The organism is Leptotrichia shahii, from assembly GCF_008327825.1.
Classification (GTDB): Bacteria; Fusobacteriota; Fusobacteriia; order Fusobacteriales; family Leptotrichiaceae; genus Leptotrichia; species Leptotrichia shahii.
This window is the reverse complement of the sequence record NZ_AP019827.1, coordinates 1518796-1534569: the sequence shown is the minus strand read 5'-3', so window position 1 is coordinate 1534569 and position 15774 is coordinate 1518796. Positions and strand designations below refer to the sequence as shown.

Below are 15774 nucleotides of genomic sequence, written 5' to 3'. Positions count from 1 at the left end.
TTTCAGAATAGGTTTATAGAAAACTTCTATATTTTTGAATATGGAGGTTTTTTTTAAAATAATTTAGTGAAATTTTTATTTATAATAAATACTTAATTCCTTTAACAGTCAGCCTTAATAAAATAAATGATATTACTCCTGAAAAATAAAAATCAAGAATACTTAATTTTAGCAGTTTGATATTAAAAGAGTTAAATTATTAATTATCAAAAAATTATGCTATAGAAAGGAAAACAAATTAATGAAAAAAATAGGAATAATTATTGGGAAATTTTTCCCTCTTCACATTGGACATGTAAATTTCATTCAGAGAGCCAGCGGTATAGTAGAAAGATTATATGTTGTCATCTCTTATTCTGATGATTCTGATGATTTGCTTACCTCCAATTCCCGCTTTGTAAAGGAAATTACTCCAAAGGACAGATTACGTTTTGTAAAACAGACATTTAAAAATCAGCCAAATATTTCATCTTTTTTAATGGACGAAAATCATTTTTCACAACAAGGCGAAAACTGGGAAGAATGGGCTGAAACTTTAAGAAGAGAAATTGAAAAAAGAGAGAAACTTGAAAGCAAAGCAGAAATAGACTGGAAAAACGATGTTATTTTTATAAGTAACCGTAATGAAGATAAAGAATATAATTTAAAGCATTTTGGTTCAGAAACAAGATCTATAGACAAAAATTATATTGAATATAATGTAAATTCCAAGCAGATTCGAGAAAATCCAAGTAAATACTGGGATTTTCTGCCACGTGAAGTGAGAGAACATTTAATTCCAATTATTACAATTTGTGGTGGTGAAAGCAGTGGAAAAAGCGTGATGATTGATAAACTTGCAAATGTATTTAATACAACTTCAGCTTGGGAATATGGACGTGAATATGTATTTGAAAAATTAGGTGGCGATGAAGAATCTCTTCAATATTCCGATTATGAAAAAATTGTCTTCGGTCATCAGTCAAATGTGCTACATGCCGCTAGAAATGCCAATAAATTTGCATTAATTGACACAGATTACATTACTACCCTCGCCTTTTGCCTAACTTATGAAAAGCGAGATAATCCAATTGTCCGTGAATTTGTTCAAGATTATAGATTTGATTTGACAATTTTGCTGGAAAATAACGTAAAATGGGTAAATGATGGGCTTCGTTCAATTGGGGACAATGATAGACGGGAAAAATTTCAAAATTTATTAAAACAGCTGTACAAGGAATACAATATCTCTTATATTACAGTAAAATCCAACAGCTATGAAAAGAGATATTTAGCTTGCAAGCATATTATAAAGGCTTATTTAGAGGGTTCTGATAATTTTCAGCTACAGGAAATTGCAGATAGTTTTGTATAATTCAAATTTGGTATTGGTATTAAATTTTATTAAAAAAGAGAAAAAAAGAAAAACCTGTTTACTAAATATAAAAAACATCAGTAATAGGTTCTTTTTTTGAATCAAATTTTATGTATAAAAAAAAATAGCTAAATACTTTTACTGCGCCCTCCTAAATCGTGCATACCTAGCCATTCTTAAAAAACCACTTTATAATTTATTTAATTATAAGATTATTTATTCTCTTGTTCCCATTTCTTTATCTAATAGATAAAGCGTTGCACTATTATTGTCAACATCTAAAGAAACTATTTTGTCAATTATTTTTTGAACTTGTTCTTCTTCTTCCTCTTGCTCTTCAGCAAATTCATTTAAAAATACTTCAGCTCCATAATCTCCCAATTCTCTTGCAAGTTTATGAATATTTTCAATTGATGCAGTTACTGCTTCTTCATGTGCAAGTGTAGCTTCAAATACTTCCTTTATTGAGTTAAAATCCATTTTAGGTTTATCCAATGCAAAAAATTCTACTTTTCCATTTCTCTTTAATACGTAGTTATAAAATTTATTTGAATGTTCAACTTCTTCTTTTGATTGTTCACTCATCCATTTTGAAAAACCTTCCAATGCTCTTTCATCAAAATATGCAGCCATTGCTTGATATTGATAAGAAGCTGCAAGCTCCATATTTATTTGGTTATTTAATAATGCTTCTAGTTCTTTATTTAATTTCATTTTTTCTCCAATCTTTATTTTTTTGTATTTCTAATTATGTTTTTCTAAACATTTTTTACAGACACCTTTTATATAAAAGTGTATTTCATCAATTTCTACATTACCCAATTTTGATAAATCAAATTTTGATAAATCTACATTGAAGTCCACTATCTCTCCACAAGTCTTACATTTGAAATGTCCATGATTTTCCGTGACTACATCATATCTCACTTCATTTTCTTCAATTATTATTTCTTGAATAATGTTACTTCTGACGAATGTATTTAATGTGTTATATACTGTAGTTTTGGATAAAGTAGGCATTTCAGGAGATAAATTTTGAAAAATATCATCAACTGTTGGATGTGTATGATTATCCATTAAATATTGAAATATTCTCATTCTTTGTATTGATGGCTTAATGCCATTTTTCTTTAAATATTCACCAACGTTTTCTATATGCATTTTCCCTCCTATTTTTATTTAATTTGCTTTTCCCTTGTATCCATTACAATTTTATACCTTTTTCTAGATTTTGTCAATACTTTTATTTTATTTTTATTATCAAAGTTTATTTTTTCAATACAATAAAATCTATTTTAAAATTAACATTTAAATTTCTTTTTCTAAAAATCTATTAATAGTAATTTACAAAAGTCTAAAAAACTAATAAATATAATATTTTTAGATTTTTATTTTTTTAGATTTTTAAATAAAGAATGTTGAACATTTACGAAAAAAATTTATAATAACTTTATTTTTTGAATGAAAAAATACTTAAAATAATAACAATAATTTATTTGCTTATCAATAAAAAAATACACCATCGTCAAAAATCTTTTTATTTTCTACTATTCTATTTAAATCAAAAATAATATCATTCGCTAAAAGGAATCAAAAAAGTAAAAACTGTTTGCACATCAGGCGTACTTTCCGCCGCAATCTCAATATTATGCCGTATAGCAATTTCCTTTGCAATTGCAAGCCCTAGTCCCATTCCGTTTTTATTTTCTTCTGTATTTGACTTATGATAACGATTAAAAATTTCCCCAATATTTTCAGGATTTATCCCTTTTCCATAATCACAAATCTTAAGTTCATATTTTTCATCTATTTTTCTTAAATAAATATCAATTTTCTGATCCTTGCTTGAAAATTTTATCGCATTATCCAAAATAATTATTATCATTTGTCTAATTCTCTGATAATCTCCAGTAAAAAGATAACTTCCCATTTCGTGATTGCTTTTATTTTCAAAAAAATTAATTTTTATATTTTTTTTATTTGAAATCTGTTTCATGCTTCTAACCGCATCATTCACAATTTCAGATAAATCAATTGTACTTTTGTTAATAGAAAAATCAGTATTCTGAAGTTTTGTCAAATCAATCAAATCGTTAACTAGCCTTTGTAAATGAATACTGTCTGATAAAATCTGCTCATTGTATTCTTTTAATTGCTCAGGTTTATTAATAATTCCATCACAAATAGCTTCCATCGAACCCCGAATCACAGTAATTGGAGTTCGTAATTCATGAGAAATATTTGCAATAAAATTTTGCCGCATCTTTTCAAACCGTTCACTTTCCTTGGAGCTTTTATCCAGCTGAAGTGCCAGTTTATCAATGCTTTTTGCAAGTTCTCCGATTTCATCCTCTTGATCCACATCTACTGTCACTTCATAATTTCCATGTGCCAGTTTAAGTGTAGTATTTCTAATCTTGTTAAGTGGCTTTGTAAAGCTGATAGAAAGCCAAACAGCACTGATACCCGCAAGGATTAATGCAGCTAAAATACTAAAAACAAGTGTATAAATACCACTTTTTAATGCCGAAGACATATATTTTACTGGAGAATGAAGCAGTACCACCCCTTCAATTGTTTCTCTATTTTTTATTGGAACTGCTACTGTAATTGAATTTTCGTTTAAGTAATCATTAAAATTTTCTGTTGTAATTGTTTCTCCTGCGAGTGCCCTTTTTATAGTATTTTCAGCATTTGGTGGCAACTTTAAATACGAGAGCGACTGAGTTTTTTCACTTCTTCCTTGAACAATATTTCCTGTTTTCGCATCTACTATCCAGACTTCTCCCATTGCAAGATTTTCAATCATTCTCATACTTCTAAAAATTTTAATATTATTATCTTTTTCATCTACAATTCTATGCCTATGAAAATATTCTTCTTCAGGTGGCATATTATTTTTTCTATCTTTTACATTTCTGTTATTTTCATTTTTTTTTAAATTTTTTTCCAAAATTATATTTTTTTCTTCAGGCTTCCTTTCATCCTCATCTTTTCGTATAACTTCAATAATATTATTTTCAAAAATTTTTCCCTTTATATTTCCCACAATTTTAGTATTTTCCCTATGTGGAAATTTATTTCTATCTCCTTCAGGATTTTCAGGTCTTCTCTTTCCGCCTGCATACAAATTTTTATCTGGACTTTTCTCATTCCTAATTTCATCCTCAAACCATATTTTAGATAAAGTTTCTGAAATTTTATAAGCCCTTTCCTCCAAATTTTTTTTATGCATCGCAACTGTATTTTGAATATAGATATACCCAAAAATACTTCCTACTACAACTGAAAATAAAAAAAGTGATACTCCAAAATATGAAAGCAGTTTTACAACTATTTTATTCCTATATTTCATATCTTTTATCTGTCTATTTTTTAATTTCACATTATCTTCCTTCTGCCACAACTTTATCTATCCAGCCAAACAATTTTGTCAAATCATAATCCCCCGAATGTGGAGTTGCCCAAGGTGATGCAAAATCAACTTTTTTCCCAAGATTTTCCAATTTTATGGCAAGTATCGCAGGTATTGCAAGTGAAGTATCTTTATCAATTGCACCATGTCTTATTCTCCAATATTTTACTTTTGAACTTCCAATATAGTTCATTGGATTCATCATTTTTATAATTTTTTTATCAGCCATTGTTCCATTTACTGTCGAATGTTCTAGCATATACTGTGTAAAATGCTTATTATTTGTAGTTTCATCTCCAAATTCATTATTTTCTCCTGTTGACAAATCAACATTATCAAAGGCTCCAGGCGTTTTCTGCCTTCCCATATAAGCTATGTATTTATCATAATCCAAATCCACAACTTTCCCATTTTTTATGGTTAAAAATTCAAACTCTGACAAATCAGTCCCTTTTTTCAAAGCCGTATTTGCAGAATCAATATAATATTGCTTAATCTGCTCTTTAAAACTTCCATTCCCATTCTCATCCAATGTCAAAAGTTTCCCATTTTTATCCTTTAATTTCAAGCTATTGACATAATCAGGGAACATTTTTTTCAAATCATTTGAACGTAAAATTTCATCATCAGTCAACGTACCCTCAGTATATTTTCTTTCCACATTGTAATCTAGCATTGAAATTTCTATCTTTTTATAAGTTTTCACATTATTAAACATCCACTTATAAGCTGTATTTGGATTTTCTAAATTCGTTATTGGACAATAAGCTGATACAGCATAAATATCATCTCTAGCCTTCAATGCTCCGATTTCCTTCAAATAAGGCTCGTAATCCTTGCTATTCCCAGTTGCACCTAACAGAGCTGAAACTGCTCCTCCAGCACTTGTCCCATTAGAAATAATTCTGTCAGCTCTACCAGGCATTTTATCATCATTATAACGCAAATATCTAACAGCTGCTTTCAAATCTATAATTACAGCAGGTGCCTTTCCTGTATATTTCCCATCTTTTTCCAAAGTTCTACCTCTAGCTCCAGGACTTGCCACAACATATCCATTTGATAATGCAACTAATGAAGCGTCAGGTTTTCCATCTCTTCCATTTCCAGGTACTCCAGCTGCTCCGGGCATATATCCTCCAACTGTATTTGGGAAAAATATTGGTGCACTTTTTGCATTGTATTTTCCAACTGATTTATTTTTAAAATATTCTTCTGGAATATAGATATTTATAGTTTGATATGCAATATCAACTGGTTTTGCTACATAAACTATATTTTCATAGGCACGATAAGTAATGGTTTTTCCATTAACAGTTGCTGTTTTTATCGTATAATTTTTATTTACATCAAAATTTAAATTATAACCGTTTTCTGTTTTATTTGTTATCATATCTTCGGTTATTACTTTTTTATTCATAGGTGTTCCTGTTTGTGGTTTTTTATCTTCATTCTTTTCTACACTTTTTTGAGTTTTGCTAAAATCTAAACTTTTCATAGTACATATCTCAGTGGCCATAACTGCTACTGAAATTAATAAACTCATTACAATCAATTTTTTTTCATAGTTGATCTCCTTTTATTTTTATGAAATAGATATGTTCAATAACCTAAGTTTTTCTATCTCTACAAGGGGTCAAGACCCCCTTGCTTCAAAATATTTATTTTATTAAATTCTAAGTTTGTATAGTTACTGAACAAGTTTAATATTAACAAAATTCTATAAATTTTATTAATCCAAGATTTTTTAATTTTTATTTTTTTATGCTTTTTAACAATTTACTAAAGTTTCCTACTATTAAATAAAATATTATTCAACTTTTTAGATAAAAATCAATATAAAAAAGGACATAAGTATAAAACCTATGCCTTTTAACTATTATAATTATTATACTAATTCAATAATTGCCAATTCAGCTGAATCACCACGTCTAACAGCTGTTTTGATGATTCTTGTATAACCACCGTTTCTTTCAGCATATTTAGGTGCAATTTCATTAAAGATTTTAGCAACTGCTTCTTCATTTCTTAAAAATGCAAAAGCCTGTCTTCTTAAATGAACTCTTCTTGCTGTATCAGTTGAATTATTATATTTTTTTCCTAAAGTAATCGCTTTTTCAGCGAATTTTCTTAATTCTTTAGCACGAGTTACAGTTGTTTCAATTTGCTCATGTTTCACTAAAGAAATTGTCATATTTTTAAGCATAGCTAATCTATGGTCTGTTCTTCTACCTAATTTTCTGTATGATTTATTATGATTCATTTTCCCTCCTCGTTTAAGATTTTATTCTATATTCTAGTTTAATTTTTTTATGATTACTCTTCGCTACCTACATTATCGCCTAAATCGTAACCAAGTTCTTTCATTTTATCGATAATTTCATTTAGTGATTTTTTCCCTAAATTCTTAATTTTCAATAATTCGTTATAAGTCATTGAAGTTAAGTCTGAAATTGTATTTACTCCTGCTTTTTTCAAGCAGTTATAAGAACGTACTGTAAAGTCAAGTTCTTCAATCTTCATATCTTCAATGTTATTTTCATTTTCTTCTTCAGTTTCTGTCAATTCTTCTTCACTATCTCTGTATTTACTCATACTGTTACCAATATTTGTAAATGGCTCTAAATGCCAAGTTAATAATTCTACCGCATAAGACAAGGCATCTTTAATTTCGATACTTCCATCTGTTGCAACTTCTAAAATTAACTTGTCATAATTTGTAACACGTCCAACCATAGTGTCTTCAACACTATAATTTACTCTTTTGATAGGTGTATAAATCGCATCAACTGCCAAATATCCTATTGGCCATCCATCAGTATTAATTTCATCAGAAACTACAAATCCTTCTCCAGAATCAACAAGGAATTCTATGTCAATCTGTCTATCAGTTGTTACTGTCATAATAACCTGTTCAGGATTTATAACTTTTAAGCCAGGTTCTACATGAATATCTGCTGCTGTAATTACAGCTGGTCCTTTTACTGAAAGTGTCATTTTCTTTTCACCAGGCTCATCAGCTTCAACTACTATTTCTTTTATATTTAAAATAATATCTGTAACTGCTTCTTTTACACCTTCAATTGTAGAAAATTCATTTAATACACCTTCAATCTTAATTCCTTTTATTGCAGTTCCTGGAATTGATGATAATAATATTCTTCTAAGTGCATTTCCAATAGTATTCCCATATCCTCTATATAAAGGCTCTAATGTATATTTTGCTGTATAATTATCTTCTTTTTCTTCAGTTAATCTTACATTTTTAGCTATTTTTTCAATATTTAACAAGCTAATTCATCTCCTCTGATTAAAATATTATTATCTAGAGTAGAACTCGATAATCATCGCTTCGTCAACCTCAAAGTCAACAGCGTCTCTTCCTGGATTTTCAAGCACTTGAGCTTTTAAAGTATTTTCTTCAAGTGATAACCACCCTGGAATTGCTTTTTGCCCAACAGATTCCTTAATTAAAGCTAATTCTTTAGAATCTTCCTTAACTGTAATTACATCACCTTGTTTTACTCTGTATGATGCAATGTTTACTCTTTTTCCATTAATTAAAATATGTCCATGACTTACGATTTGTCTTGCTTGTCTTCTTGTAGCACCAAATCCTAATCTGTAAATTACGTTATCTAATCTTCTTTCAAGATATTGAAGTAAAAGTTCCCCTGTTACTCCTTCTTTTCTTGTTGCTTCTTCATATAATTTATAAAATTGTTTTTCCATTACTCCATAAACAAATTTTACTTTTTGTTTTTCTCTTTGTTGTGTTCCATATTCAGTTAATTTTCTATTTGCGTTTGGTCTAATATTTCTGTTTGATTTTTTGTTTACCCCTAAAACAATAGGATCTAAACCAAGATTTCTACATCTTTTTAACACAGGCTGTCTATCTCTTGCCATTTATCTTTTTCCTCCTTAGTTTATAAAATTACGGTCTTCTCTTTTTAGGTGGTCTTGCACCATTATGAGGTACTGGAGTTATATCAACTATTCTTGTTACTTCTAATCCAGTAGCCTGTATTGATCTTATAGAAGCTTCTCTTCCAGATCCAGGTCCTTTTATTTTGATTTCGATTTGTTTCATTCCATTTTCAATTGCAACTTGAGCTGCTTGTTCAGCTGCTATTTGAGCTGCGAATGGAGTTCCTTTTTTAGTTCCTTTGAACCCTGAAGTTCCTCCTGATTTCCAAATTACTACTTTACCTTCTGAATCTGTTATAGTAACAACAGTATTGTTAAAAGTAGAATGTATATATGCGATTCCATTAGGAATATTTTTTAATTTTTTCTTTTTTGAAGTTGCTGGTCTTTTTGCCACTTATGGTTTCCTCCTTTAACTTAATAGTCTATTATTTTTTCTTAGCAATTGCCATTCTAACTGGCCCTTTTCTAGTTCTTGCATTTGTTTTAGTTTTTTGTCCTCTTACAGGTAATCCATTTCTATGTCTTAATCCTCTGTAACTCTTGATGTCAAGCAAACGTTTGATGTTAAGTCTGATTTCTTTTCTTAACTCTCCTTCAATTTTGTACTCTTCCACAGCTGCTCTTATTTTTGCTACTTGTTCTTCTGTCAAATCTTTTACTTTCGTATCTCTATCGATACCAGTTGCTCCTAAAATTTTGTTTGAAGTGCTTCTACCAATTCCAAAAATATAAGTTAAAGAAATTTCTACTCTTTTATTTCTTGGAATATCTACTCCTGCTATTCTAGCCAAATTTTTTCCTCCTCGTTTTGATATTTTTAATCTTCTTCAATATGCCCTCACATACACAATATAAGGAATAAGCCCTACAGCTAAACATACCTTTACAATCTTATTTCAATATCCATAGTAATTTTTTTATCTATATATATTTAATAAAAATGTTTTTAGGTTTATTAATCTGTTTTTAAAATAAAAAATATTTTGAAACTATCCTTGTATTTGCTTATGTTTAGGGTTTTCGCATATTACTCTCACTTTTCCGTGACGTTTAACAATTTTACATTTGTCACAAATAGGTTTTACTGAAGCCTTTACTTTCACTAAAAACCCTCCTTCCAACTGTTATTTTTTTCTATATACAATTCTGCCTCTTGACAAGTCATACGGAGAAACTTCAACCGTAACCTTATCTCCTGGCAAAATTTTTATATAGTTCATTCTCATTTTTCCTGAGATATGTCCTAAAACTTCGTGTCCATTTTCAAGCCTTACTTGAAACATCGCATTTGGTAATGCTTCGATTATTTCACCTTCCAGCTCAAGAACATCCTGTTTTGCCATAAATAATCACCTCGGATCCTTTCTATTATAACAAAAAAATAAATAAATGTCCAGTTTTTTTACATTTATTTTTGACATTTAATTTTTGTATAAAAATCAAAAAACAACAGACACTTTTTATTTACCTTATCATAATACAGTATTTATCCCATTTTGTCAATTATTTTTATTTCACAATTTTCATTCTTTAATAATGTTTTATCTTACAACTTTAAAATTTTTATAATAATCTATGCTTAACTTAATTCACTAAAAAAATTTCCAACAAATCTCCTATTTTTTAACACTTCTAAAAATTCTATATCCAGCATTAATTTCCAGAGTTTCACAATTTCCAAAAACCTCTTCCAGTTTTTTTTGTGTACTTTTTGCCCCATGTTTCGTTTGAATTACACAGTAAAATTCTCCATTTTCATTTAAGTGTTCAAAACTTTGTTCATAAATCTGAAAAATTGTCTGTTTTCCAGCCCGAATTGGCGGATTGGATAAAATCACATCAAACTTTTTAGAAATATAATCAAATGCAAATGATTTTCTTACTTCAAAATTATCATTTTCATCTTTTACAGCTCCATTTTTCAAAAGATTTTCCCTTGTAAGCTCTAAAGCTCGCTCATTCACATCTGATGAAACAATTCTAGCATTTTCAAAAAAAGACTTTATAACAACTGATACAACTCCATATCCACAGCCAATATCCAGTATATCAAACTTTTGACTTTTCTTATCCGAATTTTCTCTTAAAAACACTTTTAGCATAACATCTGTCCCAAAATCCACCTTTGTCTTTGAAAATACCCCGTTATCTGTTACAAACTCAAAATTTTTATTTTCTATTTTATATTTTATTATTTTTCTATCTGACTTTACTTCCTGCTTTTCTGAAAAGTAATGATTCATTCTATTTCACCTCTTAAATTTTCTATTTTTCACATTATTATATCATATTTTCTTATTCATATTATACATTTATTTTATTCATTGCACATACAAAAATTCTTGCATTCTCTCTAATTTTTTTATATAATAAACTTGACACAAAACTATTAATTTAAAATTTTGTGCCTTAGTAAAAATAAAATTTTATGGAGGTTTTTAAAATGATTAAAAAACTTGTCGAAATAGAAGGGCTTCACTGCGAAAACTGTGCAAAAAAAGTAGAAGAGGCTTTATACGGGTTGCCAGAAGTGGAAAATGTGGAAGTAAATCTTTCTGATAAAAATGCAAAAGTTACTTTAAATGAAGAAGTTGACGATTTGCTGATAGCAGATGTGGTAAATGCGGCTGGACATTATAAAGTGAAGGATGTTACAGAAATTTCTTAATTTTTTTTATTAACTATTTATTTACAAAAAATTAAAAAATTTATTTTGAATTGAGTTGATTTTTTTATTATAAAATGTTATAATAAGAATGTAAAAGAATAAAAATTCTCGTTGTAGTGTTACAAATCAAAAGAGAGCTAATCCCCAAAGTAAGCTCTCTTTTTTAGTTATTTCCAAAATTCTTGAATTAAAATTATTACTATTTGTAATAAAATTTCAACTAAGATTTTTATCAATAACACTCTCATTATAGTATTACCTCCTTTCTCAAGGATTGCTAAAATTATAACATTTTTTATTATATTTGTATATCATTTTTTATTTTTTTAATGAATATAAAATTTTTTTACAAAAAAAAGACGATATTGAACAATTTTACTGCTCTTTATCATCTTTTAAATTTTTTAACTAATAATTTATAATATTAAAAAATTCTAATTTTCATCTATTTCACTTTATTTTTACCTTTTAAATTATCATTTGCCTCCATTAAAAGTCCAAGAAACTCAATAGATTTCAATTTATCAAAATTTTCTTTGTACAATTTAGAATTTTTATTTTTATACAATTCTTGATTTTTATAATACAATAGCTCCATTAATTCATTTACAACAGAAGAATTATCCTGTTTCATATTAATATAGGAATCTTCGAAAAACTCTATTGCCTCTGCTAATTTTTCCTGTTTTACATAGTTATTAATTATTATTTTTTGAGCATCCACTATAAAACTTTTTTTCATGTCTTGAGTTATATACCAGTAATCAATTTTTTTTATCTTGTTATATTTTTCAATCGCTTTTTTCATATATTCTGTGCTTTCAGAATATTTTTTATTATCTAACAACTTTAAAGCCCATTGATAGTATCCTTCTGGATATTCGGGAAATAATGACATTATCTGTTTTATAGTTTCATCAGATTTTTTAGTATCGCCTAAATATCCATAAGCAATTGCAAGATTGTTATATGGTCTTGGATTTTTCGGATTTAAATTTATTGCTTTTTGATAATATTCAATTGCTTTTTTGGCATCTTTGTTAAATGCTCTTTCGTATGTTCCAATATAAAACATGGCAAGATAATTTTTATTATCTAGCTGAACAGCTTCTTCAAATGGTTTTTTTGATTTAGAAAAATCTATTCCTTGCATTTTTATTCCCTCAAAAGTTTTTTCAATTGATTTATCATTTATTTTCAATTCTTTCAGTTCCTGTCGTGTAACTCTCATAATTTCTTCCTGATCTTCAGCTAAAATTCCAAAACTTAATACAAGAAAACTTAATAAAATTAAAATCTTTAAATATCTATTATTCACACTATCCTCCTTTTAAATATTTTATCCTTTCTAAACTAAAATATAATATTGAAAAAATTTATTCCCTTATCTGCCCTTCTCCTCTAATCACATATTTCGTCGTAGTTAGTTCCCTAATTCCCATAGGCCCACGAGCGTGAAGTTTTTGTGTGGAAATTCCGATTTCTCCGCCAAAACCAAATTCTCCTCCGTCAGAAAATCTTGTTGAAGCGTTTAAATAAACATTGGCTGAATCTACTTCGTTTAGGAATTTTTCAGCATTTTCGATAGATTTTGTCAAGATTGAATCAGAATGATGAGTTCCGTGATTATTTATGTATTCAATTGCTTCATCTACGTTTTTAACTAATTTTAACGACATTATCAAATCTAAATATTCTGCTCCAAAATCTTCTTCAGTTGCCAATTTCACATCCGCTCTATTTCCAGCAATTTCCAATGCTTCTTTGGTATATCTTAACTCCACTCCATCTTTTAACAGCATTTCCGTCAATTCTGGCAAAATTTCTTTTGCAATATTTTCATGAATTAATGCCGTTTCAATAGCGTTGCATACGCTTGGACGTTGGACTTTGGCATTTTCGATAATTGGCAATGCCTGCTTTATATCTGCTGTCTCATCTACAAATATATGACAAATTCCAGCTCCTGTTTCTATCATTGGAATTGTTGCGTTTTCTATGATGAATCTTTTTAGCCCTTTTCCACCTCTTGGGATAATTACGTCAATGTGCTTATCTGCACGAATTAAGTCTTTTACAAGTTCCCTTTCTGGCTTTTCTACAAGCTGAACTGTATTTTTTGGTAATCCGTGAGCATCTGCAACTCTATTTAATAAACTATTCAAATATTTATTTGAATTTAAGGCGTCTTCTGAACCACGTAAAATTATCGCATTTGAAGATTTTATTGCAAGTCCTGCCGCATCTACTGTAACATTTGGACGTGATTCATAAATCATTCCGATTACTCCAAGTGGAACTCTTTTTTTTGAAATATTCATTCCATTTTTGTGATTCCAGCCTGTAACGACTTCTCCAATTGGATCTGGAAACATAGCCATTTCACGTAGACTTTGGGCCATTCCTTCAATTCTGCTGTCAGTAAGAGTCATTCTATCCAGCAATGCAGAAGATATCCCTTTCTTCACGCCTTTTTCCAAATCTATTTTATTTGCCGCTTTTATTTCTTCTTTTTTATTTACTAATTCATCTGCAATTGCAAGTAAAACATCATTCTTTATTTTTGTTCCAGTTTTTAAAAGTTCTCTTGATGCAATTTTTGCTTTTTTCCCAAGTTTTTCTATATAGCTCATACTTTCCCTCTTTTCTTATTATTAAATTTGTATGTGTACTCAAAACTATTCAAAATGAAACTATTAAAAATCATATAAATTTAAGGTTTGAGTAAAATAGTCATAGCTTCTGAATTCGGTTTTAAATTAATTTTACTATAAAATTTATACTTTTTATTAATATAAGAGGTTAAATTCCCTTGCTTCATGATATCAATTTAATTATAATTCTAATCATGCAACTTCCGAACAACCCCCATTTATAAAACTTTTTTATTTTTAAAAATTAGCTGTATTATTTTTTTATAACAACATTGTCAATATGAATTACAGCATCATCGTATTTATAACCTAATATTTCTTCTATATTTTCGCTTTTGAGACCTTTTATAAGATTTATTTCTTCTGCCGAATAATTTGAAATTCCAGTTGCAATTACTTTTCCCTCCAAATTTTCAATTTCAATAACCGCTCCTTTGTCAAAATTTCCTTCAACAGATTTTATCCCGACAGATAATAAACTTTTACCATTTTTCAAAGCTGTTTTTGCACCATTATCAATTGTCAATACACCTTCTTTGTTAGGTCCATAAGCAAGCCAATATTTTTTCAAGCTAATTTTTTTATTTTTCTTTACAAAAAGTGTTCCAATATTTTCTTTTTCAACAATTCTCGTTATATTTCTAGGATCATCTCCGCTTGCAATGACTAAACTTGTTCCAATTTTTGTTACCATTTCTGCAGCGATAATTTTTGTAATCATTCCGCCAGTTCCAAATTTTGAGCCTTCTGCTCCTGCCATATTTTTTATGTCCTCGCTGATATCCCCAACCATATTAATTAAGTTAGCATCTTCATATTTTCTAGGATTTTTGTTATAAAGTCCGTCAATATCCGATAAAATAATTAACAAATCGGCATCAATCAATCCTGAAACAAGTGCAGACATCGTGTCATTATCGCCAACTTTTATTTTCAAAGCATTTGATACGATTGCATCATTTTCATTTATAATTGGAATAATTTTTCTTTTCAAAAAGGCATTACAAACATTTCTCATATTCAAATATCTTTTTCTATTTGAAAATTCCTCTTTTGTCAATAAAAGCTGTCCAATTATCTTGCTATGTTCTTTAAATAACGTCTGATAAATTTGCATAAGTGAAACTTGTCCAACTGCTGACAGCATCTGTTTTTCTGCTAAAGTTTTAGGCTTTTCGCTTATATTAAGTAGTCCCATTCCAGCTCCAACTGCACCAGAAGTTACAAGTATCACATCATACCCCTTATTTTGCAAATTGCTTAGTTCCATTACAATTTTTTTAATTTTATCAATATTTAAACGTCCGTCTTCAGTCGTAAGTGTCGATGTTCCCACTTTTACAACGATTCTTTGGACATTTTCTAATATTTCTTCTCTCTTATTATTTTTCATTTCTTTTATTCCCTTTTTCCCTAATAATTTATAGAAATTTTTTTTATTGCTAAACTTTAACTGAATTTTTCACGACAGAAGTCATAAGGTTCTTAAGTACTATTTAGTTTCTTTTGGATTTCTAGTATTCAAATACTAGCTAATTTCATTAAGACTTTAATGGACAAGCTCTCCTTTTAGAAGGTTGGCATCCTGTTGGCTCGATTCAAAACCAGTTTTTTTATTTTAAAATCCTGTATATTTTAATGTTTTTACATTTCTATTTTTGATTCTTTCAATTTTTTCATTGTGTAATTTTACAAAATTTTTAAATAATTTCTAGCTTTTTCTATATCTGCTTCTTATAAAAAGAAAAAC

The 15774-nt window shown here is 28.6% G+C and carries 17 protein-coding genes; 2 read left to right on the top strand and 15 right to left on the bottom strand.

Annotated features, from left to right (window positions below):
• The first annotated feature begins 181 nt into the window (after positions 1-181).
• The gene (nadR, locus tag F1564_RS07080) at positions 182-1354 is read left to right on the top strand and encodes a multifunctional transcriptional regulator/nicotinamide-nucleotide adenylyltransferase/ribosylnicotinamide kinase NadR (protein WP_332103013.1); all 1173 of its coding nucleotides are present in this window, start codon (positions 182-184) and stop codon (positions 1352-1354) included.
• 216 nt (positions 1355-1570) lie between these two features.
• On the opposite strand, the gene F1564_RS07075 is transcribed toward nadR, so the two are convergent.
• The 12 genes from F1564_RS07075 to F1564_RS07020 form a co-directional block, all read right to left on the bottom strand.
• Complete coding sequence (locus tag F1564_RS07075) at positions 1571-2068, bottom strand: ferritin (RefSeq protein WP_018451240.1); 498 nt, start codon at positions 2066-2068, stop codon at positions 1571-1573.
• 30 nt (positions 2069-2098) lie between these two features.
• Complete coding sequence (locus F1564_RS07070; RefSeq protein ID WP_018451241.1) at positions 2099-2515, bottom strand: Fur family transcriptional regulator; 417 nt, start codon at positions 2513-2515, stop codon at positions 2099-2101.
• A gap of 412 nt (positions 2516-2927) precedes the next feature.
• On the bottom strand, positions 2928-4739 hold the full coding sequence (locus F1564_RS07065; protein WP_018451242.1) for a sensor histidine kinase: 1812 nt from the start codon (positions 4737-4739) through the stop codon (positions 2928-2930).
• 1 nt (position 4740) lies between these two features.
• Positions 4741-6267: a subtype B tannase gene (locus tag F1564_RS07060; protein WP_408610468.1), complete on the bottom strand. Its 1527-nt coding sequence runs from the start codon at positions 6265-6267 to the stop codon at positions 4741-4743.
• Positions 6268-6657: 390 nt separating this feature from the next.
• The gene (gene rplQ, locus F1564_RS07055; protein ID WP_018451244.1) at positions 6658-7032 is read right to left on the bottom strand and encodes a 50S ribosomal protein L17; all 375 of its coding nucleotides are present in this window, start codon (positions 7030-7032) and stop codon (positions 6658-6660) included.
• Between the two features lie 53 nt (positions 7033-7085).
• Complete coding sequence (locus F1564_RS07050; protein ID WP_018451245.1) at positions 7086-8060, bottom strand: DNA-directed RNA polymerase subunit alpha; 975 nt, start codon at positions 8058-8060, stop codon at positions 7086-7088.
• Positions 8061-8090: 30 nt separating this feature from the next.
• Positions 8091-8678, bottom strand: coding sequence for a 30S ribosomal protein S4 (rpsD, locus tag F1564_RS07045; RefSeq protein WP_018451246.1), 588 nt, complete (start codon positions 8676-8678; stop codon positions 8091-8093).
• A 28-nt stretch (positions 8679-8706) separates the two neighbouring features.
• Positions 8707-9096, bottom strand: a complete 390-nt coding sequence (gene rpsK / locus F1564_RS07040; protein ID WP_015770205.1) for a 30S ribosomal protein S11 — start codon at positions 9094-9096, stop codon at positions 8707-8709.
• Between the two features lie 31 nt (positions 9097-9127).
• Positions 9128-9493, bottom strand: coding sequence for a 30S ribosomal protein S13 (rpsM, locus tag F1564_RS07035; protein ID WP_018451247.1), 366 nt, complete (start codon positions 9491-9493; stop codon positions 9128-9130).
• A gap of 198 nt (positions 9494-9691) precedes the next feature.
• Complete coding sequence (gene rpmJ / locus F1564_RS07030) at positions 9692-9805, bottom strand: 50S ribosomal protein L36 (RefSeq protein ID WP_015770204.1); 114 nt, start codon at positions 9803-9805, stop codon at positions 9692-9694.
• Positions 9806-9826: 21 nt separating this feature from the next.
• Positions 9827-10045 carry a translation initiation factor IF-1 gene (gene infA, locus F1564_RS07025; RefSeq protein WP_006805851.1) on the bottom strand — a complete coding sequence of 73 codons (219 nt, stop codon included), beginning with the start codon at positions 10043-10045 and terminating at the stop codon, positions 9827-9829.
• Positions 10046-10318: 273 nt separating this feature from the next.
• The gene (locus F1564_RS07020) at positions 10319-10945 is read right to left on the bottom strand and encodes a class I SAM-dependent methyltransferase (RefSeq protein ID WP_018451248.1); all 627 of its coding nucleotides are present in this window, start codon (positions 10943-10945) and stop codon (positions 10319-10321) included.
• A 200-nt stretch (positions 10946-11145) separates the two neighbouring features.
• On the opposite strand from F1564_RS07020, the gene F1564_RS07015 reads away from it, so the two are divergent.
• Complete coding sequence (locus F1564_RS07015; RefSeq protein WP_018451249.1) at positions 11146-11370, top strand: heavy-metal-associated domain-containing protein; 225 nt, start codon at positions 11146-11148, stop codon at positions 11368-11370.
• 445 nt (positions 11371-11815) lie between these two features.
• Here F1564_RS07015 and F1564_RS07010 read toward each other — a convergent pair whose 3' ends face one another.
• The 3 genes from F1564_RS07010 to proB all read right to left on the bottom strand — a co-directional run bounded on the left by F1564_RS07010 (position 11816) and on the right by proB (position 15417).
• Complete coding sequence (locus F1564_RS07010) at positions 11816-12688, bottom strand: tetratricopeptide repeat protein (RefSeq protein WP_018451250.1); 873 nt, start codon at positions 12686-12688, stop codon at positions 11816-11818.
• Positions 12689-12746: 58 nt separating this feature from the next.
• A complete protein-coding gene (locus F1564_RS07005) occupies positions 12747-14003 on the bottom strand; it encodes a glutamate-5-semialdehyde dehydrogenase (RefSeq protein ID WP_018451251.1) in 1257 nt (418 codons plus the stop codon).
• 274 nt (positions 14004-14277) lie between these two features.
• Positions 14278-15417 carry a glutamate 5-kinase gene (proB, locus tag F1564_RS07000; RefSeq protein WP_018451252.1) on the bottom strand — a complete coding sequence of 380 codons (1140 nt, stop codon included), beginning with the start codon at positions 15415-15417 and terminating at the stop codon, positions 14278-14280.
• Positions 15418-15774 lie beyond the last annotated feature (357 nt).

What these genes read in the sequence shown, in the direction of transcription:
- infA (WP_006805851.1), bottom strand. Translation starts at nt 10,045, where the DNA reads ATGGCAAAACAGGATGTTCTTGAGCTGGAAGGTGAAATAATCGAAGCA.
- rpsD (WP_018451246.1), bottom strand. Translation starts at nt 8,678, where the DNA reads ATGGCAAGAGATAGACAGCCTGTGTTAAAAAGATGTAGAAATCTTGGT.
- F1564_RS07005 (WP_018451251.1), bottom strand. Translation starts at nt 14,003, where the DNA reads ATGAGCTATATAGAAAAACTTGGGAAAAAAGCAAAAATTGCATCAAGA.
- F1564_RS07075 (WP_018451240.1), bottom strand. Translation starts at nt 2,068, where the DNA reads ATGAAATTAAATAAAGAACTAGAAGCATTATTAAATAACCAAATAAAT.
- F1564_RS07020 (WP_018451248.1), bottom strand. Translation starts at nt 10,945, where the DNA reads ATGAATCATTACTTTTCAGAAAAGCAGGAAGTAAAGTCAGATAGAAAA.
- F1564_RS07015 (WP_018451249.1), top strand. Translation starts at nt 11,146, where the DNA reads ATGATTAAAAAACTTGTCGAAATAGAAGGGCTTCACTGCGAAAACTGT.
- F1564_RS07070 (WP_018451241.1), bottom strand. Translation starts at nt 2,515, where the DNA reads ATGCATATAGAAAACGTTGGTGAATATTTAAAGAAAAATGGCATTAAG.
- proB (WP_018451252.1), bottom strand. Translation starts at nt 15,417, where the DNA reads ATGAAAAATAATAAGAGAGAAGAAATATTAGAAAATGTCCAAAGAATC.
- F1564_RS07060 (WP_408610468.1), bottom strand. Translation starts at nt 6,267, where the DNA reads ATGAAAAGTTTAGATTTTAGCAAAACTCAAAAAAGTGTAGAAAAGAAT.
- rplQ (WP_018451244.1), bottom strand. Translation starts at nt 7,032, where the DNA reads ATGAATCATAATAAATCATACAGAAAATTAGGTAGAAGAACAGACCAT.